16 protein-coding genes are annotated in these 18,934 nt (G+C 70.4%); 6 read left to right on the top strand and 10 right to left on the bottom strand.

What is annotated here, in order from left to right:
* Positions 1 to 3 precede the first annotated feature (3 nt).
* The 4 genes from Q664_RS50760 to Q664_RS50745 are packed head-to-tail and all read right to left on the bottom strand — an operon-like array spanning position 4 to position 4,730.
* A complete protein-coding gene (locus Q664_RS50760) occupies positions 4 to 1,911 on the bottom strand; it encodes a hypothetical protein (RefSeq protein ID WP_043414657.1) in 1,908 nt (635 codons plus the stop codon).
* Positions 1,912 to 1,918: 7 nt separating this feature from the next.
* A complete protein-coding gene (locus tag Q664_RS50755; protein WP_043414653.1) occupies positions 1,919 to 2,611 on the bottom strand; it encodes a response regulator transcription factor in 693 nt (230 codons plus the stop codon).
* A complete protein-coding gene (locus tag Q664_RS50750; RefSeq protein ID WP_043414650.1) occupies positions 2,608 to 4,131 on the bottom strand; it encodes a sensor histidine kinase in 1,524 nt (507 codons plus the stop codon). Before Q664_RS50750 ends, Q664_RS50755 begins: the two co-directional genes overlap by 4 nt.
* A gap of 5 nt (positions 4,132 to 4,136) precedes the next feature.
* Positions 4,137 to 4,730, bottom strand: a complete 594-nt coding sequence (locus tag Q664_RS50745) for a hypothetical protein (RefSeq protein WP_043414647.1) — start codon at positions 4,728 to 4,730, stop codon at positions 4,137 to 4,139.
* A gap of 205 nt (positions 4,731 to 4,935) precedes the next feature.
* Between Q664_RS50745 and Q664_RS50740 the strand changes: the two genes are divergently transcribed.
* A complete protein-coding gene (locus tag Q664_RS50740; protein WP_043414645.1) occupies positions 4,936 to 5,937 on the top strand; it encodes an NAD(P)H-dependent glycerol-3-phosphate dehydrogenase in 1,002 nt (333 codons plus the stop codon).
* A gap of 21 nt (positions 5,938 to 5,958) precedes the next feature.
* Here the strand turns inward: Q664_RS50740 and Q664_RS50735 are convergent, their stop codons facing one another.
* Both Q664_RS50735 and hflX read right to left on the bottom strand, forming a co-directional pair.
* Complete coding sequence (locus Q664_RS50735) at positions 5,959 to 6,396, bottom strand: hypothetical protein (RefSeq protein WP_235217195.1); 438 nt, start codon at positions 6,394 to 6,396, stop codon at positions 5,959 to 5,961.
* 54 nt (positions 6,397 to 6,450) lie between these two features.
* Positions 6,451 to 8,199: a GTPase HflX gene (gene hflX / locus Q664_RS50730; RefSeq protein WP_235217194.1), complete on the bottom strand. Its 1,749-nt coding sequence runs from the start codon at positions 8,197 to 8,199 to the stop codon at positions 6,451 to 6,453.
* Positions 8,200 to 8,413: 214 nt separating this feature from the next.
* Here hflX and proB point away from each other — a divergent pair, with 214 nt between their 5' ends.
* The gene (gene proB, locus Q664_RS50725) at positions 8,414 to 9,541 is read left to right on the top strand and encodes a glutamate 5-kinase (protein WP_043414643.1); all 1,128 of its coding nucleotides are present in this window, start codon (positions 8,414 to 8,416) and stop codon (positions 9,539 to 9,541) included.
* Positions 9,542 to 9,570: 29 nt separating this feature from the next.
* Here the strand turns inward: proB and Q664_RS50720 are convergent, their stop codons facing one another.
* Positions 9,571 to 10,041, bottom strand: a complete 471-nt coding sequence (locus tag Q664_RS50720) for a hypothetical protein (protein WP_043414642.1) — start codon at positions 10,039 to 10,041, stop codon at positions 9,571 to 9,573.
* Between the two features lie 309 nt (positions 10,042 to 10,350).
* On the opposite strand from Q664_RS50720, the gene Q664_RS50715 reads away from it, so the two are divergent.
* From Q664_RS50715 to Q664_RS50700, 4 genes are all read left to right on the top strand, one after another.
* Entirely contained in the window at positions 10,351 to 11,370 is a 1,020-nt protein-coding gene (locus Q664_RS50715; protein WP_043414640.1) for a helix-turn-helix transcriptional regulator, read from the top strand.
* A complete protein-coding gene (locus Q664_RS50710) occupies positions 11,367 to 12,290 on the top strand; it encodes a helix-turn-helix transcriptional regulator (RefSeq protein WP_043414639.1) in 924 nt (307 codons plus the stop codon). Before Q664_RS50715 ends, Q664_RS50710 begins: the two co-directional genes overlap by 4 nt.
* 7 nt (positions 12,291 to 12,297) lie before the next feature.
* Positions 12,298 to 13,917, top strand: a complete 1,620-nt coding sequence (locus Q664_RS50705) for an FHA domain-containing protein (RefSeq protein ID WP_043414637.1) — start codon at positions 12,298 to 12,300, stop codon at positions 13,915 to 13,917.
* 105 nt (positions 13,918 to 14,022) lie between these two features.
* On the top strand, positions 14,023 to 15,279 hold the full coding sequence (locus tag Q664_RS50700; protein WP_043414633.1) for a phospholipase D-like domain-containing protein: 1,257 nt from the start codon (positions 14,023 to 14,025) through the stop codon (positions 15,277 to 15,279).
* 40 nt (positions 15,280 to 15,319) lie between these two features.
* Here the strand turns inward: Q664_RS50700 and Q664_RS50695 are convergent, their stop codons facing one another.
* From Q664_RS50695 to Q664_RS50685, 3 genes are all read right to left on the bottom strand, one after another.
* Positions 15,320 to 15,790, bottom strand: coding sequence for a hypothetical protein (locus tag Q664_RS50695; protein WP_043414631.1), 471 nt, complete (start codon positions 15,788 to 15,790; stop codon positions 15,320 to 15,322).
* Complete coding sequence (locus Q664_RS53930; RefSeq protein ID WP_052519731.1) at positions 15,787 to 16,620, bottom strand: hypothetical protein; 834 nt, start codon at positions 16,618 to 16,620, stop codon at positions 15,787 to 15,789. The genes Q664_RS50695 and Q664_RS53930 overlap by 4 nt, the downstream gene beginning before the upstream one ends.
* 32 nt (positions 16,621 to 16,652) lie before the next feature.
* Positions 16,653 to 18,934 (bottom strand): ABC transporter substrate-binding protein (locus Q664_RS50685; RefSeq protein WP_043414628.1); only part of this gene is annotated, 2,282 nt, incomplete at its 5' end.

The raw sequence follows: 18,934 nt of genomic DNA, 5'->3' as shown, positions 1-18,934 counted from the left end.
GGCTCAGTACCTGAAGGTGGCGCCGCCGAGGAGGACGGGGGTGGACAGGAGCCGGTTCCGCCCGGGCTCGAGGATGGCCTCGAGTTGGCCGCGGACGAAGAGGCGGGAGAAGCGCGTCACGTCCACCTGGGCCTCGGCATGGGCCTCGAGGTCCGCGGGGGCGGAGAAGCCACTGCCCCCACGGTCCCAGCCGAGGCCGAGACTCGCGCTCCCACCGAGGAGGAGTCCGAGCCGGAGCTGCGTTCCGAGCTGCAGCTCCGCGCCGGTCTCCAGCGCCAGGGTGGCGGCATGCACGCCCTGGAAGGCCTGCCCATCGGACGGGTGGAGCGCCGACTTGTAGCCGGGCGAGTCCAGCGCCACGGCTCCGAACACGCCCGTCCGCTGCCGCTCGCCGAAGCGCCTTCCGAGCCGGGCGCGGACGCCGATGACGGAGGTCTCGACGCCGAGGCTCCGGTCGAGCGCGAGGAAGCGCGTGAGGCGCAAGGGGAGCAGGACCACCCCGACGGCGAGTTCCTCGCCGGTGGCCACGTTGTTCAGCTCGAAGCGGCGTTGGACGGGGGTGAAGCGGAGGTCGGCATACGGGACGGTGACACCCGCCGGGCTGGAGCCCAGGGCGAGGTGCCCGTCGAGCGAGGCCCAGAGCAGGTACTCCGGGGTCCGCACGGCGTCCCACGTATCCTCCGGCCCCACGGTCTCGTGGAGCAGGAAGCGGGTCCGGAGCAGGGCATTCCACGCGGAGCCGTCGTTCCGGAATCCGCCTCCGCCGAGCTCGAACAGCGGCCGGAGGAGGGCCTCGTCGAAAACCGGGGCCTCGTACCGGGGCGTTGGGGTGAGGGGCTCCGTCGTCGCGTGCTCCGGCCCGGCTCCGGCGCTCCCGCCCGTCTCCGCCGCGAGCTGGGCGAGGTCCGGCGGGCTCCGGCCGCAGGCGGCCCAGATGGAGAAGTCCTGCTGACGAGGGACCTCGCCCCGGGCGAGCAACTCCCGGACGTAGCGGATGTTGAAGTCGTCGGGTTTCCGCGGGTAGCGCGCGGAGGAGCGGTAGTGCTCCAGGAAGGTCTCGCTGTCGAGCCGGGGGCAGTAATCCCGCCGCAGGTTGGCGCGGACCTCTTCCCAGCGCATGGGGACGAACGCGGAGTTGTTGACGGTCTCATCGAACTGGGGAGAGACGTAATCGCGCCAGTCGAAGGGCCGCGTCAGCCGCCATCCCTGGGGGGTCTTCAGCAGCCGGGGATCCTCGTCCCGGCAGAGGCTCCGGTAGAAGAGGAAGCCCTGGTAGTTGGCCTCGAGATCTCCGAACGAGAAGACGCCCGTCGTCACGGAGCCCAGGGGGCCGCTCTCCGTCTCCACGCCGTAGCGGATGATTCGCTCGAGCGCCTCGCGTTCGGGGACGCCCTGCTTCATGAACTCGCGGAAGCGCTGGTGGTACTTCCATCCCGTCTGGAAGAAGTGGGAGAGCTTGTCGGCGCCCATGTGGACACCGGCGACGGTGAAGGTCGCCTTGACGCCGAAGGAGAGGCCCCAGTCCCAGAGGCGCGCATTGCGGTAGATGGAGGAATGGGCCTCGAATCGCCGGTGGTCCTTCTGGGTGGGCACCCGGTCGATGCGGGGGGAGTTCTCCGCCCAGAGCTCGATCTTGTGGAGGCCCGAGATGCGGAAGCGCTGGTAGACGCGGTGGGCGACGTCCTGGCAGGAGTACTGATCCCAGCTCGCGCGCCGGTTGACGAGCGCCAGGGCGCCGAGGATGTCCCGGTTGATCTTCTCGTTGAGGACCTCCAGCGAGTCGCGAGGCGGCTTGTCGATGGCGAAGTACTGGTCCGTCTCCGTCGCCCGGGCACTTCCCGGAAAGGCGGCCCACAGGCCCAGGGCACCGAGCCAGGACCGCCACGGGATGAGGAGGGGTCGGCGGAGCATGGGAGCCTCAGCGCTCGAAGCGGTAGCCGAGCCCGCGCACGGTGAGGAAGTGCTTGGGGGCCTCGGGGTCTGGCTCCAGCTTGAGCCGGAGCTGGCGCATGAAGTTGTCCACGGTGCGGGCGCTGCCCTCGTAGCCGTAGCCCCAGGCGGCGCTGAGCAGCTCCTCGCGGCTGAAGGTGCGCCCCGGGTGCGCGAGGAAGTGGGCCAGCAGCTTGAACTCCTGGGCGGTGAATTCCACGGGCTGTCCGCCGCGGGTGACCGTCTTGGCGCTCAGGTCCACCTGCACGTCGCCGAAGCCCGTGGTGAGCGGTTGACCCTGGACGGGGTAGCGGCGGCGCAGCACGGCCTTGATGCGCGCGAGCAGCTCCTGGAGGCCGAAGGGCTTCACCACGTAGTCGTCGGCGCCCAGGTTGAGGCCGAGGATTTTATCCATCTCCGCGCCCTTGGCGCTGAGCACCACCACGGGGAGGTCGCGGCCGCGCTGGCGCAGCTCCTTGAGCACCTCGAAGCCGTTGAGCTCGGGCAGCATGACGTCGAGCACCAGGAGGTCCGGCGAGTCGTCGAGGGCGCGGGCCAGACCCTGGCGGCCGTCCTGGGCCTGGAGGACCTCGTAGCCCTCGAAGTTGAGGTTCATGGACAGGCCGGTGAGGATGGCCAGGTCGTCCTCCACCACCAGGATGCGTGTTGGCTTGTCGCTCATGCCTTCCCCACGGGGAGCTGGAGGGTGAAGCGGCTGCCCTTTCCCAGTTCGCTCTTCAGGGTGATGTGCCCGCCGTGAGCCTCCACGATGTGCTTGGCGATGGCCAGTCCCAACCCACTGCCCTCCGTCTTGCGAGTGAGCAGATTGTCTACTCGATAGAAGCGCTCGAAGATGCGCCGCCGGTCGCGTGGCGCGATGCCCACGCCGTGGTCCTCCACGGTGAGGTCCACCCAGTTGCGGCGGGCGCGGACGGTGAGGGTGATGCGCTTGTCTTCCCTGCTGTACTTGTAGGCATTCTGCAGCAGGTTGAGCAGGGCACCGGCGATGGCCTCCTTGTCCACGAGGACCGGGGGCAGTGGCTCGGGCAGGTCCACGGAGAGTCGCAGGTCGCTCTCCAGGCGCTGGGCGCGGAAGGCGGACACGGCGGCGTCCACCACGGTGGGCACCGGGAGGAGCTCCGGGTGGTACACCTTGCGGCCGCTCTCGATGCGGGCCCAGTCCAGCACGCGCTCGACGAGGGTGCTCAGCCGCTCGGTCTCCTGGGTGAGCATCTGCAGCACCTGCTGGGTCTGCGCGGGGTCCTTCACGCGGCCCAGGGCGAGCGTCTCGATGAACATGCGGATGGAGGTGATGGGGGTGCGCAGCTCGTGGCTCACCAGGGAGACGAAGTCCGTCTTCATGCGCGAGAGCCGGGCCTCGCGGTACAGGACGCGGCCGGTGTAGACGACGCCGAAGGTGAGGGTGACGTAGAAGAGGCCGAGCAGCACCACGTACACCACGCGGTTGCGGGTGGAGGCGCGGGCGATGGGGTCCTCGCCGGTGGGCACCACGGCGAGCCGGAAGTCCTGGAGGGGAGGGGGCAGCACCTGCTCGGCGAGCACCTGGGGCCCGAGCGCGTTGGCGCGGGCCTGGGCCACCTCCAGCGCGAGCTTGCCCATGAGGCCCTCGCCGGTGGCCTCCTGGCGGGCGAGGAGGACGAAGCGCACGGGCTCGTTGGAGGTCACCTGGTCCTCGGCGCGCGTGGCGAGCAGGGCCTCCACGGCCTCCTGGGAGAGCCGGACGCCGTGCACCACGTCTCCCTGGCGCTCGGCGGAGAAGAGGGCGGCGCGACCGCCCACCATGAGGGAGAAGTGCGAGGTGCCGGAGGGGAAGTCCCCGGCGGAGAAGGGGGTGACCTGTAGGGCGGCGGCGAGCTCCGCGTCGGAGGCGCTCACCTGGTTGCCCTCCGCCCGGAAGGAGACGGGGGTGGACAGGACGCGGCCGCCGGGAGCCACCACGCGGGGCTGGCCGTCCACGAGCTCGAAGCGCGAGGCCCGGAGCGCCGAGGGCAGATCCCCGGTGAGGGTCTCGAGCGTGCCCTGCCAGGTGGCCTCCAGCCGTTTCTCCACGGCGGCGCGCTCGTTGATGATGGCCACCACGCCGAAGCCGGAGAGCCCGGCGGAGGGCAGCACCACCAGGACGATGAGCAGCGCGAAGGTGCGCCGGAAGCTGAGGATGACGGAGGGTTGTGGAGCTGGCACGGGCGTTACGGGGACCCCGCGTCGGAGTCCGGGCCGGCGTCCGGCGTGGAGCCGCCGAGCGCGGGGAGGGGGGTGGCCTGCATGAGGCGCTCGCGGGTGAGGCCGAAGAGCGTGGTGCGGGCGAGCTCGGGGGCTCTATCCCTGTTCTTGCCCAGCCAGGTGATGACGACGCCGCAGGGGGTGTCATCGTCCCAGGCGACGACCTGCATCATGCCGGGCACGGGCTCGCGGCGGGCGGCGGCCTTGCCGAGCGCGGGTATCTCCATGCCTCCCGCGCGCAGGGTGGGGGCGAGCAGTCCGCGCACGTCCTGCCCGTCGGGCAGCGGGTGGCAGTCGTAGGCGATGGAGATGGTGACCTCCTTCTGCTCCTGCTCCGCCGAGCGGAAGGTGCAGAGCGGCCCGCAGGTGGGGCACGTCCGCTCCTCCTTGTAGGTGAAGCCGGGCAGGGCGTCGCGAATCTCGGGGGTGAGGAGGCCCTCGCAGGTGAGGGCGCTCGGGGGAGGCAGCATGCCCGCGTCCGGCGCGCCCGCGTCCTGTGAGCAGCGGCATGCACCGAGCGACAGTGCCAGCACCACTCCCGCGCCCCATCCGACCCTCATCCCTGGCTCCCTCTGTGTCCGCATACCCGTGAAGCGGGGGATGGTAGACCGGCCTGCCCCCCGCGTGGCCATGATGAAGTGCGGGGCCGGGTACCGGCCTGCCCGCTGGCGGACGCTGCGCCGCCCGCTCGTTGGGAGTCCTCGTTCCCGGGTGGGGTGTGGTCTAAGCTGCGCCTCCCCCCTCGTCCCTCGGGAGACTTCCCCCATGCGCGCCAGTGTCATCGGCTCCGGCTCCTTCGGTACCGCCCTCGCCAACGTGCTCGCCGTCAATTGCGAGCAGGTGGGCCTGTGGGGCCGGGATGCCGCCCTCGCCGACGCCATCAACACCCGCCACGAGAACGCCGGTTACCTCCCCGGCATCCCCATCTCCCCGCGTGTCCAGGCCACCACGGACCTGAAGACGGCGCTGGAGGGCTCGGAGCTGGTGGTGCTGGCCACGCCCAGCCATGCCACGCGCCAGGTCATCTCCCAGGCGCTGCCGTACCTGCCCAGGCACGCGCCCCTCGTCACGGTGGCCAAGGGGATTGAGAACGAGACGCTCCTCACCATGACGGAGCTGCTCGAGGACTGTCTGCCCGAGGAGCACCACCCCTACATCGCCGTGCTCTCCGGCCCCAGCTTCGCCAAGGAGCTGGCCCAGCGCATGCCCACCGTCGTCACCATCGCCTCGCACTGGCACAAGGTGGCGGTGCGCTGCCAGAAGGCGCTGCAGACGGAGACGTTCCGTTCCTACACCTCCAATGACGTGGTGGGGGTGCAGTACGGCGGCGCGCTGAAGAACGTCATCGCCATCGCCGCCGGCATCGCGGATGGGCTGGGCATGGGCCACAACGCCCGCGCCGCCATCATCACCCGCGGCCTGGCGGAGATTACGCGCCTGGCCGTGCGCAAGGGCGGCAATCCGCTCACGCTCTCGGGGCTGTCCGGCATGGGGGACCTGGTGCTCACCTGCACCGGCGAGCTCAGCCGCAACCGGCACGTGGGCATGGAGCTGGGCCGGGGCCGCTCGCTCCAGGAGATTCTGGGCGACATGAAGCAGGTGGCCGAGGGCGTGAAGACGGCGAAGAGCGCGCGCGACTTGTCGCGCGAGGTGGGGGTGGAGCTGCCCATCTGCGATCAGGTGTACGCCATCGCCTACGAGGGCAAGAGCGCCCGCGCGGCGGTGGTGGAGTTGATGACGCGCCAGCCCAAGTCCGAGCTGGTGTGAGGAGGCGGAGCGGGGCGGCGCTCAGTACGCGGCGCCGCCAACGCCCTTCACGCGCCACACGGTCTGCCGCTGGGTGGTGGTGTGCGAGATGATGACGCCATCCTGCTGCATCTGGTCCAACAGCCGCACCAGCTTGCTGCGGTCCAGGCCGGTGGCCGCCGCGAGGGCCGGAGTCTCCAGGCCCGCCGGGTAGCGGCGCAGCTCGTCGACGATGAGCTTCTTGAACTCGGCCTTCACGGCGCCATCCATGTCCTGGGCCTTGGCGGCCTGGAGGATGGCGGCGGCGATGAGCCCCAGCACCACCATGGCGAGGGCCGGGTAGACGATGTGGCTGTTGCGCTCGAGCAGCTCGAAATAGTTCGGGTCCACCGAGGAGGCGGGCTTTTCGAGGCTCGTACCCAGGCCGGGGATGGGCACCAGGGCCAGCAGGGACGGAGAGAAGAGGGAGGGGATGAGCACGGCACCGGGACTGTAGAAGGCCCCGGTGCCTGCCCGCAACCCCTGGCCCGGGGCCTACGCCGCCCCGAGGTTCGGCGCGGGCTCCTCGGTGGCCTCGAGGGGCTCTTCCGAGGGGCCCTCGTCCATCCCGGAGGTGTGCGACGGAGCCCGGCTGACGACGCCGAGGTTGCGCGAGGCGCCCTCGGCGAAGAGGGTGGTGTCCGCCTTGGCCAGGAGGGCGGCCAGGCCCTCGCGGCTCGCCGCGCTGATGGCCACGCCGCCCGAGGTGCGCAGCAGCGAGCCCACCTCGTCCGGGGTGAGCAGATCCGCCTTGTTCCACACCATGAGGCGCGGCTTCTGCAGCAGCTCCAGCGAGTCGAGGATGTTCTCCACGGCCTGCACCTGCTCGTCGCGGGAAGGATCGCTCGCGTCCACCACGTGCAGCAGCAGATCCGCGTCGTACAGCTCCTCGAGCGTGGCGCGGAAGGCGGCCACCAGGTCCTTGGGCAGGTCCCGGATGAAGCCCACCGTGTCGGTGATGATGACCTCGCGCTCCTGGGGGAAGCGCAGCCGGCGGCTGGTGGGGTCCAGGGTGGCGAACAGCTTGTTCTCCGCGAGCACCTCGGAGCCGGTGATGGCGTTGAGGAGCGTGGACTTGCCCGCGTTGGTGTAGCCCACGATGGAGATGACGGGCAGCTCGCGGCGGTTGCGCTGGGCGCGGCGGACTTCACGCTCGCGGGAGAGCGCGTCGATGCGCTTCTCCAGGTGGTTGATGCGATCTCGCGCGCGGCGGCGGTCGATTTCCAGCTTCGTCTCACCGGGGCCGCGTCCGCCGATACCACCGGCCAGACGGCTCAGGGAGGTGTCGCTCTGCACCAGGCGGGGCAGGCGGTACTTGAGCTGGGCCAGCTCGACCTGGAGCTTGCCCTCGGCGCTCTGCGCCCGCTGGGCGAAGATGTCGAGGATGAGCTGGCTGCGGTCGATCACCTTGAGGCTGGTGGCCTCGCTGATGTGGCGGCCCTGGGACGGGGTGAGGTCCTTGTCGAAGATGAGGACGTCCGCCATGGCCTGCATGGAGCGCAGGTTGAGGTCCTCCAGCTTGCCGCGGCCGATGAGGTAGCGCGGGTCGGCCTCGCGGCGCATCTGCAGCACGCTGTCGATGACCTCGACGCCGGCGGTGCGCGCGAGCTCCTTGAGCTCGGCGAGGCTGGCCTCGGCCTGGGCGCGGTTGCCGTTGAGGCACACGGCCACGAGGATGGCCTTGTCGCGGCCCGAGACGGTGCGCGCGGCGGCCTTGCGGTTGAGCTCCTCCTCGAGGGCTTCCAGGGTGTCGAGCACATCCGGCTGGCCGTCGTGGACGTCCGGCAGGGTGGTGACGGTCCAGAAGTCACCGGTGCCGTTCTCGGGCACCAGGTGCGCGTAGTGCAGCACGCCGGGCAGGCCGGTGTCGCCCACGCCCACCGCGGCGACCATGTCCAGGCGCAGCAGCGCGAGGTCCGTCAGGTCGTCCTTGGTGAGTGGCTCGCTCTTGAGGTGGGTGTGCACCAGGCGCAGGCCACGCAGACGCACCTGTCCGGCGCGGGCACGGCCGATGTCGGGCAGCTCCAGCTTGTGGGCGTTGCCCACCACCACGTATTCGATCTCGCCCTTGCGGTTGAGCAGGACGCCGATCTGGCGGTGGGTCTCTCGAGACAGCTCGGTGAGGTGACGGGCGAGCTCGGGGGAGACGATCTCATGCGGCGAGACGCGACGGCGGTAGGTATTGCGCAGCCGGCTCTGCTCGCTTGCCTTGAGTCCGAGGGTGTTTCCGTAGATTTCCTTCAAAAGTGTCCTTCTCCCGCGCGGAGGGAAGGGCGCCCGCGCCACGCCGTCGTCCTGTCCCTTTTCACATCTTGAGGATAGGTGCCTTCGGCTCCGGATTCATCTCCGGGGTTCCCGAAAGCCCGACCTCGTACAACACGCCCTGGTGGCGGTTGCTTCCGGGGAGGGACGGCTTCGGGTGTCCCTCCTGACACCTTGGATGGCATAACCTGGAGATGTGAGTTCTTCCGGACGAGACGCGGTCCGCGCCGCTCGGCGCGTGGTGGTGAAGATCGGGACCAATGCCCTCACGAACGCCACGGGGCGCTTCAACCGGGCCCACTTCGAGGCGCTGGGGGAGGATCTGCTGTGGGCGGCCCAGGGCCGGGAGTTGGTGGTGGTGTCCAGCGGCGCCATCGCCCTGGGCGTGGAGCGGCTGGGGCTGCCCGCGCGCCCCAAGGACATTCCCGGCAAGCAGGCATGTGCCGCGGTGGGTCAGAGCCGGCTGATGCAGGCGTACGAGGAGGCCTTCGGCAAGGCGGACCGGCGGGTGGCCCAGGTGCTCCTCACCCATGGAGACGTGCAGGATCGGCGGCGCTACCTCAACGTGAAGCACGCCCTGGAGCGCCTCATCGAGGCTGGGGTGGTGCCCGTCATCAACGAGAACGACACCGTCTCCGTGGACGAGCTCAAGTTCGGTGACAACGACACCCTGGCCGGCCTGGTGGCGGGCGTGGTGGAGGCGGATGTGCTCGTCGTCCTCTCGGACGTGGAGGGGCTCTTCACCGCCGACCCGCGGAAGGACCCCACCGCCCGCCTGCTCCCCCAGGTGGATGCCGTCACCCCCGAGCTGCTGGCGCTGGCCGGCGGCTCCGGCTCCCTGGTGGGCACGGGGGGGATGGCCACCAAGATTCGCGCCGCCGCTCGCGTCACCGAGCTCGGCGTCCGCTGCCTCATCACCTCCGGCGCCGTGCCCGGCCGGTTGCGCTCCGTGCTGTCCGGCGAGCCCGTGGGCACCCTCTTCGAGACCTCCGGCTCCCGGCGCAGCGCCCGCATGGCGTGGATCGCCCACGCGCTCAAGCCCAAGGGGAAGCTCATCGTGGACCCGGGCGCGCGCGAGGCCGTGGTCACCAGCAAGCGCAGCCTGCTGCCCTCGGGCATCCGTCTGGTGGAGGGGGACTTCGGCCGGGGAGACCCCGTGGATCTCGTCGACGAGCAGGGGCAGGTGTTCGCCCGCGGCCTCAGCGCCTATGACGATGGAGAGTTGCGGAAGATCGCCGGCCTCAAGAGCGCCGATATCGAGTCCGTGCTCGGCTACCGGTACCTCGACGAGGCCGTGCACCGCGATGACCTGGCGGTGCTGTGAACCCTCTCCCAGCGGGAGAGAGAGGACGCTCAGATGGGACGGCCGGAGCCGCCCACGGCGGCGTCCTCGCTCAGGTCCATCAGCGCGCGGAACTCGGGCGAGTCCACCTTCATGAGCAGCAGCGAGACCTCCAGGTCGCCCGGGTAGCGGCCCAGCTGCACCCGGCGCTCCTGCCCGTGCAGCAGCGCCAGCTCCGAGTGCCCCTTGATCTCCGGCAGCATCAGATCCAGCTCCAGGTGGAACGTCTCGCCCTCGGCGGTGGGGGTGAGCACCAGGCGGTAGTCCGGCTGGCTCGCGCCCGGCTTGCGGCGCTCGGCGCGCACCGTGCGGCCCGTCTCCCCGAGCAGCTTGGGCTGGGCCACCAGCCGGCCCTCGCGCCGCACCTCCAGCGCGAAGTACAGCGGCTCGGCCTCCGCCTGCGTGGGCACCGCCGCGATGCATGCCAGTCCCACCAGCGCCAGCCCGAGCCATGCCTTCTTGATGAGGGTGGAGCGCGTCATGTGGGTCCTCGCGGTGCGTGCGGCCAGACGAGCCCGCCCGATCAGGCGTGTACGCCGTCGATTCCTAGGAATATCCCAGTTGCCCGCCGTTCGCGAGCCCACCTGCGGTGAACGCCTGCTCGCCAACCCCCGGGTCGGTTCCGCTCGCCCATGAACACACCTGGACGTGCGTTCAGCAAAAAGCTGTTCAGGTCCTGTTCCTCCGGGTAGATCCACGATCGCACGGGGCGTGAGCGGACATCCGTCCGTCGTCGCGGCTCCCTGCCTTGACCCGACCTGACGCTTTTGCGCATTGTCGAAAACCTTCCGATGGACCGTACCGAACGCCTCCTCGATCTCGTCGCGCTGTTCCTGGATGCTCGGGAACCGATCTCCTGGGCGGAGCTGCGTGAGCACTTCCCCGCCGACTACATGGGCATTTCCGATGATGCCGCCGAACGCAAGTTCGAGCGCGACAAGGCGGAGCTGCTCGAGCTGGGCTTCCCCCTCTCCTACATCCAGGGAGATGACGAGCGGAAGGACGGCTACATCGTCGACCGCGACGCCTACTACCTGCCCGAGGTGGACCTCACCAAGGAGGAGCTGGCCGTCCTCTACGCCGCGGGCAGCGCCGCGTTGACGTCCGGGGCCTTCCCCGGCCGCGACGACCTGTCCCACGCCCTGCGGAAGATCGGCTTCTTCGCGGGCAACGCGCTGCCCACCCCGCGCGTGCGCATGGAGCTGGGCTCGGAGCAGGATGGGCCGCAGCTCGCCGCGCACCTGGAGGCGCTCTGGGACGCGTGTGCCTCGCACAAGTGGGTGCAGATGTCCTATGCCTCGCCCAAGCGGCCGGACCTCACGGAGCGCAAGGTGGACCCGTACGGCCTGGTGCTGCGCCGGGGCATCTGGACGCTGGTGGGCTACTGCCACCTGCGCCAGGGCGTGCGCACCTTCCTCGTGCACCGCATCCGCTCGCTCAAGGCGAACACCGCCCGGCCGCGCACCCCGGACTTCGAGGTGCCCGAGGGCTTCTCCTTCGACAACCACGTGGCCAGCTCCCCCTGGCAGCACCGCTTCCACGAGAGCGTGAACGCGCGCCTGCGCCTCACCGGCGAGCTGCTGACCCGCGGCCCCTCGCTCTTCCCGGGTGCCACCGTGGCCCCGGCCGAGGACGGCGAGGGCGTGCTGGTGGAGCTGCCGGTGACGTTCCTGGATGGACTGCTGCGCTTCTGCCTGCAGCTGGGGCCGGAGTGCCGCGTGGAGGCGCCCGAGGATGCCCGGCAGCGGGTGAAGGACATGGCCTCGAGCATCCTCGAGAAGCACACGCCCCGTGAGGAGGTGGCGGCATGAGCGTCCACGAGCGTCTTCGCCGTCTGCTGTTCCTCGTTCCCTTCGTCTCCTCGCGCCCCGGCATCTCCGTGGAGGAGCTGGCGCGCGCCCTCAACGTCAGCCGGGAGCACCTGCTGGAGGATCTGGATCTGCTCACCTGCGTGGGCCGGCCCCCCTTCAACCCGGACGACTACATCGACATCTACGTCGAGAACGACCGCGTCTACGTGGACCTCGACCAGCGGCTGTCCGCGCCGCCGCGGTTGACGGTGGGCGAGGCCTCGGCGCTGGCCGCCTCGGCGGAGCTGCTGCGTCCGGCCGCGGGAGATGCGCTGCGCAGCGCGGTGGAGAAGCTGGAGGGCGTGTTGCCTCCGGGCGCGGGCGAGCGCTTCCGCGAGATGTACCGGAAGATCGACGCCGCGGTGGAGGCGCCCGAGGCCCTGGGGCCGCTCACCCGGGCCATCCACGAGCGGCGCGAGGTGTCCTTCGACTACGCCACCCCGGGCCGGGGCGGCCTCGAGTCGCGCCGGGTGCGGCCGCACGAGCTGCTCAGCCACCGGGGCCAGTGGTACCTCCAAGCTTGGGACCTCAACCGTCAAGACGATCGGCTCTTCCGGGTGGACCGGATGCAGAACCTGGCTGTCACGGACGCAACATTCCAGCCACGCGAGGATGCCCGGGCCGAGGTGCCCAACCCGGCCCGCACCAACGCGGCCGTCCGGGTGCGCTTCACCCGGCTGGTGGCCCCCTATGTCCGGGAGCGCTTCGGCGAGGACGCTCGCCTGCTCGCGGATGGGGGCGTGGAAGTGCGGGTGGCGGGCGACAACGAGCGCTGGTTGACGCAGTGGGTGCTATCGTTCGGCGGCGAGGCCGAGGTGCTCGAGCCCGCTTCGGCCCGTGCGGCCGTGGCCCGCGCGGCGAAGGCCGTGTTAGGAGTCTGAGGTTTTCATGAGCTTTCAGCTGACGATCGCCGAGGGCAAGGAGGCCGGGAAGGAGTTCGAGTTCGAGCAGGACTCCGTCCTCATCGGCCGCGTCAACGAGTGTGACGTCGTCCTGTACGACGCGGGCATCTCCCGTCGTCACTGCCGCATCTTCGTCGACGGGGGGCAGCACTTCGTCGAGGACATGGGCAGCTCCAACGGTACGCAGCTCAATGGCAAGCTGGTGAAGGAGAAGCAGCCCCTGGAGGAGGGCGATCAGCTGTCGCTCGGGCCGGTGGTCTTCGTCTTCAAGCCGCTGGCGGCGGACATCGTCACGGACGCGGGCGTGGGTGGCGAGAGCCCCGACAGCACGCGCATCGTGTCCGTGGAGAACGTGGCGCGTCAGCGCAACCGCGGCGCGGCCCTGGCCCCCGAGGGGGCCAACGAGGAGGAGTTGGAGGAGGCGCGGCTCAACACCACCCGCCCCATCCAGGCCCTGCGGACCACCACCCGTGCCGGGACACAGCCCGCGATGCCCGCGGTGGGGGGTGCTGCCTCGCGCACGGCCACCCGTCCCCAGGTTCCGGCCGCCGGGCCCGGTGCCCTGGCGAAGGCTCCGGCGTCCGCACCCACGGCCGCGCCCCGGCGCCCCACCGGCAACGCGGTGGCCCGTTCCGCTCCGGCGGCCCAGGGGGGCGGCCTGTCCGCCGCCGAGCGTGCCCGCATCCGCCGTGAGTCTCCGGGCCTGGTGGCGCAGGCGAGGCTGTTCTGGGCGGATGCCACCCCCATCGTGCGCAACGCCCTCATCGGCCTGGGCGTGGTGAGCGTGATGGGTCTGGTGGCTCTGGTGTACTGGCTGGTGCTCGGCGGCGAGGCCAAGGTGACCCGTGGCCCCGAGCCCGTCGTCGTCGGCCCCACACCCATCGACGACTCCTTCGGTTACGGCGAGGGCGTCATGTGGGAGAACAAGGATCAGAAGATCTTCGAGTGGGAGTACACCGCCGCCACCCGGGCCCTGGCCCTCGTGCACTTCCAGGCGCAGGGCATCTCCGAGGGCGAGGTGATGGTGACGATCAACGGCGTGGACCTGAGCAAGGTGCCCGCGGACACGTTGGCCAGCCAGGATCGCGTGCTGGAGATCATGATCCCCTCGGCGCAGTTGAAGAAGGGCGAGATCAACCGCATCACCTTCGACAACACGAAGAACCCTCCCGGCGAGGAGGAGTGGCGCATCTGGAACATCTGGCTGGAGAAGGTGCTGTTGCCGGAGATTCCGCCCGACCAGCTCGTCGAGGAGGCGCGCAAGGCGTACAAGCGCGGCGTCAAGAACATGGAGAACAAGGAGGTGGGTGCGCGCAACCGCTACGAGGCGTGGAAGTCCTTCCGCGAGGCGTGGCTGTTGCTGGAGGCCCACCCCGAGCCCAAGCCGGACCTCTACTACGAGGCGCGCGAGCGCGTGAAGGACACGCAGACGGAGCTGGACCGCGTCTGCTCCAAGCTGATGCTGGAGGTGGAGGGGTACGTCAACCAGAACAACTGGCAGGCGGCCTCGGCCACGTTGGACCACACGCGCGAGTACTTCCCGGGTGAGTACGACCAGCGCTGCGCCCGCATGGCGGAGATCCGCCGCGCGGACCTGGGGCTGTAGCCGCCGCGTGTCCGGCGGCGGACGTCCGGGCCGCTCGGGGGATTGCCCCGGGCGGCAGGTGGGCAGGTTGCCGGACGCCGGTGTCATTCCCACCCTTGTTCCACCATGCATGAGCAGGAGGTGGGCATCGGTTCGGCGTTCGAGGAACAGGCGGGGGAGTCACCCAGGCAGGCGGCTGGCTGTCCGCCCGCTCATGAGCCGGTGTGGAGCCCCCACGTCTCCTCCGCGCTGCTTGCCCGGTACTACCTGCCGCGCTCGCACGGGGTGATCCGCGGCAATGGCTGCCAGTTGTTGCGCGACGGGGTGGAGGCCTACCCGGCGATGCTGACGGCCATCCGGAGCGCGCGGCGCTACGTCCACCTCGAGACGTACATGTTCATCTCCGACGCGGTGGGGGAGCTGTTCGGCGAGGCGTTGGCGGAGGCGGCCGAGCGGGGCGTGCACGTGAAGGTGCTCTACGACGCGCTGGGCTCCTGGACGAGCCGGCGCGGATTCTTCGAGGCCCTGCGGGCGCGCGGGGTGGACGTCCGCCCCTTCAAGCCCTTCACCAGCCTCGGCCGTGGGTTGCGACACCTGTTGCGGCGCGACCACCGGAAGATTCTCGCGGTGGACGGCGAGGTGGCCTTCATCGGCGGGGTGAACATCTCCGCGCACTGGGCGCCCGAGGGGGAGGCCTGGCGCGACGACGTGCTGCGCGTGGAAGGGCCGGCGGTGTACGAGTTGGAGCGCCGTTTCGTGGCCACCTGGCGCATGGCCTTCCAGGACAGGTTCCGCTCCTGGCGGGAGACGCGCCGGCGTCGGCGGGCGGCCCGGTTGCACCGGCGGGGAGACGTGAGCCTGGCGGTGCTCTCCAGCCGCCGCGGCATCCACCGCGCCTACCTGCATGCCATCTCCCGAGCGCGGCGCAGCGTGCTGGTGGCGGCGGCCTACTTCATTCCGGACCGGAAGCTGGTGGCGGTGCTGCGCGAGGCCGCCCAGCGCGGGGTGGAGGTGAGCCTGCTGCTCAACGCGAAGAGCGATCACCCCTGGCTGGTGCACGCCACGCGCGCCTTCTACGAGAAGCTGCTCACCGCGGGCGTCCGCATCTTCGAGTGGGAGCGCTGCGTGCTCCACGCGAAGACGGCCGTGGTGGATGGGGTGTGGGGCACCATCGGCTCGTTCAACCTCGAGCGGCGCTCGCTGCTCTTCAACCACGAGGTGAACGCCGTCTTCGCGGACCCGCGGCTGGCGCGCAACCTGGAGGAGTCCTTCCGCGGCGACTGCCAGAGCTGCCGCGAGGTGGACCTGGCCGAGTTCCGCCGCCGCCCCCTCTGGCAGAAGCTGTTCGAGCGGGTGCTGTACGCCTTCCGCAAGGTGCTCTGAGGCGCTCGGTCCGACAGAGTGAAAGGAGAGCAGGGGAGAATCAGACCTCTTCGTCGGGCAGGAGCGTGAGCAGCAACTCGTCGTCGGGGCCGGGCGGACGCCAACCGGGCGGCGGTGGGTTGGCGAGGAGCGCATCGCCCGCCTTCCTGACACGCTCCTCATGAGTTTCAGGGGTGTAGGCAGACCAGAGGCCGAGCGCCTCGGCGACAGCGAAACGGGCTTCGTCATCCAGCAGGGCCGGCCAGCCGTCTGGGAGTGCTTCGGCCAGTTCGCGCACGAGTTGCCCGCGCACCAGACGCGTGACCTTGCCGCTTCGCTCCGCCTCGGCAACCAACCCGCTGAACACCTGCACTGCCGCGATGTCATCAGGGCCAAGCTCGTCCGCGAGTTCCACGAGCGAAGCCGTGGGATGCGCCTCGGCGAAGGCGGTGAGCGAGTCGTAGCCGCGCTTGCGGACCCGCTCATACAGGCGCGCCTTGACGTTGCCCTGCCAGGCACCTCCGTCGCTCATGGTCCTCTCCACGGGACGAAATTCATCGGGATCCTGTAGCGCTTCATGTTGGCTGCGACAATTCTCAGGGCGGGCATGTTCTCCGCCGCTGCCTCCACCTGCCCTGACTCCCGCGAGGCCAGTGCAGTCATGGCTGGCTCCACCATCTTCCGCCAGCGGTCCATGTCCACGAACAGCGTCTCCACTGAGTTGTAGCCCTGCTTGAACGCCACATCGAGGAGGTTGAGGAAGTCCACCCAGGCCGCCAGCAGCAGCGAGCCCAGCATGGCGGCCTCCAGCCGTGGGCCCGCCAGACGAAGCAGGGCCAGCTGCATGTCCGGGTCCTCCACCTCCGCGGCGGCGTGGGCCATCCGGGTGGCGGCGGCGAGCTCTGCGTCCAACCACCGCCACTGGCTCTGGCCATACTCGAGAGAGGGCACGAAGAGGCCCGCGGCCTTGCCGGCGATGCCCCAGTGGCTCTTGCGCAATCTGGACAGCTCCTCGGAGATGTCGTGGGTGGAGCCCGACACGTCGAGCAGGGCACCGCGAACCGCCAGGTGGGCCGCCAGGGCGCTCTGCCACGACGCCGTCTTCTCCGTGCCGCCAGGGCCCACCGCTGTCACTGCCTCCCGCACGCCCTGGCGGCGGTGCGGCCGCTGTGGACCCTCGGGCTCGGGCGCGGACTCATCGTCCAGGTCTCCGGCCCATGCGGGTGCGGCGGCCTCGTGCGGCGTGTAGCGCAGGTATGTTCCCCGGCCGGGTGGTGACGTCCGCGACGCACAGGCGTTGGTCAGCAGGGCCAGGGCGAGCAGCAGCCCCGTCCATCTGAATCCTGGCGACTCATCGCGCATGGTCCACCCCCAGGCTACTGTTGCCTGCCTGCTCAGGGCAGCTCATCACCCGAGTAGTCCAGCCACAGCTCCTCGTAGCGCACCTGGGGCGGTGTCTGGTGCAGCCGCAGTCCCTGCACCCGGCCGCTCGCCGCCGCGTGCACGCGCGGGTGGAAGAGGGGAATGATGGCACAGTCCTCGTGGGCGAGCTTCTCCGCGCGCCGGTAGAACTGCTTGCGCTGCTCGGGGTCGATGGTGACGCGCGCCTCCGCCGTGAGCGCGTCCAGCTCTCCGTTGCGGTAGTCCAGCACGTACAGCTTCTGCGCCTGCGAGTTGAGCAGGAAGTGGAGGAAGTTGTCCGGGTCCGGGAAGTCGGAGATCCAAAGCAGCCGGAAGACGGGCAGCCGGCCCTCGCGCCGCCGGGCCGAGTACTCCTCCGCTTCCAGCTCCACGTGCTCGAGCTCCACCAGCTTCGCATCCACCAGGGGCCGGAAGAGCAGGTCATCCTCGGCCGACGTGTTCCGCCCCGCCGTCTGGAACAGCGTGACCGGCACCCGCCGCACCCCGGCCTCGCGCAGCAGCCGCTCGGCCAGTTCGAGGTTCAGACGGGGCTCGGGCAACACGCCTTCGCCCAGCAACTCCGGTGGGGTCAACGTGCTCGCCAGCCGTGCGCCCTTGTAGAAGTGCTCCACCAGGGCCCGGACGTCCAGCCCCGCCCGGAGCGCCCTGCGCACCCGCACATCGTTGAACGGTGGCTCGCGCAGGTTGAAGCCCACCAGGGCCGTGGACGGCGTGACACCCGTGGCCACCTGCAGCCCCTGCTGCTCGGGCTCCCTCACATGCGTGGCATGCAGGTAGGAGACGAACTCCACCGTCTCCTGGCGCAGCGCGGTGATGCAGCCCTCGCGCGAGTCCCGCAGGTGGAACTCGAGCCGGTCCAGCAGCGGCAGCCCCTGGCGCCAGTAGGTGGGGTTGCGCTCGAGCACGATGCGCTCCTTTCCGAGCTCCACCTGCCGGAAGGGACCCGTCCCCACCACCTGTCCTCGGGCATCCAGCTTCGCCACGCCCGTGGCGGACTGCGCCAGCAACTGGAGGAAGAAGGCCTTGGGCTCCTCCAGCCGGATCTCCAGCGCCCGCTCGTTCAGCACCTCGATGCCGGCCACCTCGCGGAGATGGCCCTCCGCGAACGCCCTGGCGCCCACCACGTCTCCCAGCAGGCCTCTGTCCGGCGACTTCTCCGCCGGGTTCAACAGCCGCTCGAGGTGGCGCTTCACGTCGATCGCCGTCAGGGGCGTTCCGTCATGGAAGGTGACGCCCTGGCGCAGGTGGAAGCGGTAGCGGCGCGCCGAGGGGTCCACTTCCCAGCGCTCGGCCAGCTCCGGCACCAGCACGCCGTCCTCCAGCCGCAGCAGGTTGGAGAAGACGCAGGCGCACAGCTCCGCGACCTGGATCTCCACGCTGAAGAGCGGATCCAACCGGCCCACCGAGTCGATCATGGACGTCTGGTGGAGGCCCGCGCGCAGCGTGCCGCCCGCCTTCGGCTCCGGGAGGCGGAAGCGGAACACCTCGCCATCCAGGCTGGCCGCCTCGTGCGCCAACTGCTCCACCGTGCGGCTCAGCCCGTCGCCAATGCGGATGACCTGCAGCGCGTCCTCGCGCACCCGCGCCACCTCCTCGCCGATGGACGAGTCCCCCCTCATCAACACGCCGTGCGCCGCGCGGATCTCCTCGATGGCCGTGCTCAGCTTCACCACCGCGGTGGACAGATCCTTGCCCGTGCGCGCCTGGCCCTCCGCCTTCTGCGAGGCCTCCTGCGCCAGCTTCGCCATCTGCAGCGTCTGGTGCACCAGCTCGCGTCCGTGCCCCGCCTGCTCCATGGCGGCCCGGGTCACGTCGTCCACGCGCCGCGCCACCCGGTGGCTGGCCTCCACCACCGTGGAGCCCTGCGCCTCCAGCCGCTTCGTCTCCGCCAGCGTCGCCTCCACCGCGGAGAAGGTGCGCTGGGTGATGGTGCGGATCTCCATCAGCGCCTCGGCCGCCCGGTCTCCCAACTGCACGCCCGTGCTGGCCTGCTCGCGGCCCTCCTTCACCAGCGCCACCGTCGTGTCCACCTCCCGGCGGATGCCCCCCACCATGGTGGCGATCTCCCGCGTGGAGCGCGCGGTGCGCTCGGCCAGGCCGCGGATTTCGTCGGCCACCACGCCGAAGGGCCGGCCCTGCTCACCGGCCTGGGCGGCGATGATGGCGGCGTTGAGCGCCAGCAGGTTCGTCTGGTCGGCGATCTCCTGGATGACGTCCACGATGCGGCCGATCTGCGTGGAGCGCACGCCCAGGG

The organism is Archangium violaceum Cb vi76, from assembly GCF_000733295.1.
Taxonomy (GTDB): domain Bacteria; phylum Myxococcota; class Myxococcia; order Myxococcales; family Myxococcaceae; genus Archangium; species Archangium violaceum.
Note: the sequence above shows the minus strand (reverse complement) of the source record. Positions and strands in the feature narration are given on the sequence as shown.

Coding starts and splice junctions, on each gene's coding strand:
- Q664_RS50760 (WP_043414657.1), bottom strand. CDS start 1,911: ATGCTCCGCCGACCCCTCCTCATCCCGTGGCGGTCCTGGCTCGGTGCC.
- Q664_RS50755 (WP_043414653.1), bottom strand. CDS start 2,611: ATGAGCGACAAGCCAACACGCATCCTGGTGGTGGAGGACGACCTGGCC.
- Q664_RS50745 (WP_043414647.1), bottom strand. CDS start 4,730: ATGAGGGTCGGATGGGGCGCGGGAGTGGTGCTGGCACTGTCGCTCGGT.
- Q664_RS50740 (WP_043414645.1), top strand. CDS start 4,936: ATGCGCGCCAGTGTCATCGGCTCCGGCTCCTTCGGTACCGCCCTCGCC.
- Q664_RS50720 (WP_043414642.1), bottom strand. CDS start 10,041: ATGACGCGCTCCACCCTCATCAAGAAGGCATGGCTCGGGCTGGCGCTG.
- Q664_RS50715 (WP_043414640.1), top strand. CDS start 10,351: ATGGACCGTACCGAACGCCTCCTCGATCTCGTCGCGCTGTTCCTGGAT.
- Q664_RS50710 (WP_043414639.1), top strand. CDS start 11,367: ATGAGCGTCCACGAGCGTCTTCGCCGTCTGCTGTTCCTCGTTCCCTTC.
- Q664_RS50705 (WP_043414637.1), top strand. CDS start 12,298: ATGAGCTTTCAGCTGACGATCGCCGAGGGCAAGGAGGCCGGGAAGGAG.
- Q664_RS50700 (WP_043414633.1), top strand. CDS start 14,023: ATGCATGAGCAGGAGGTGGGCATCGGTTCGGCGTTCGAGGAACAGGCG.
- Q664_RS50695 (WP_043414631.1), bottom strand. CDS start 15,790: ATGAGCGACGGAGGTGCCTGGCAGGGCAACGTCAAGGCGCGCCTGTAT.
- Q664_RS53930 (WP_052519731.1), bottom strand. CDS start 16,620: ATGCGCGATGAGTCGCCAGGATTCAGATGGACGGGGCTGCTGCTCGCC.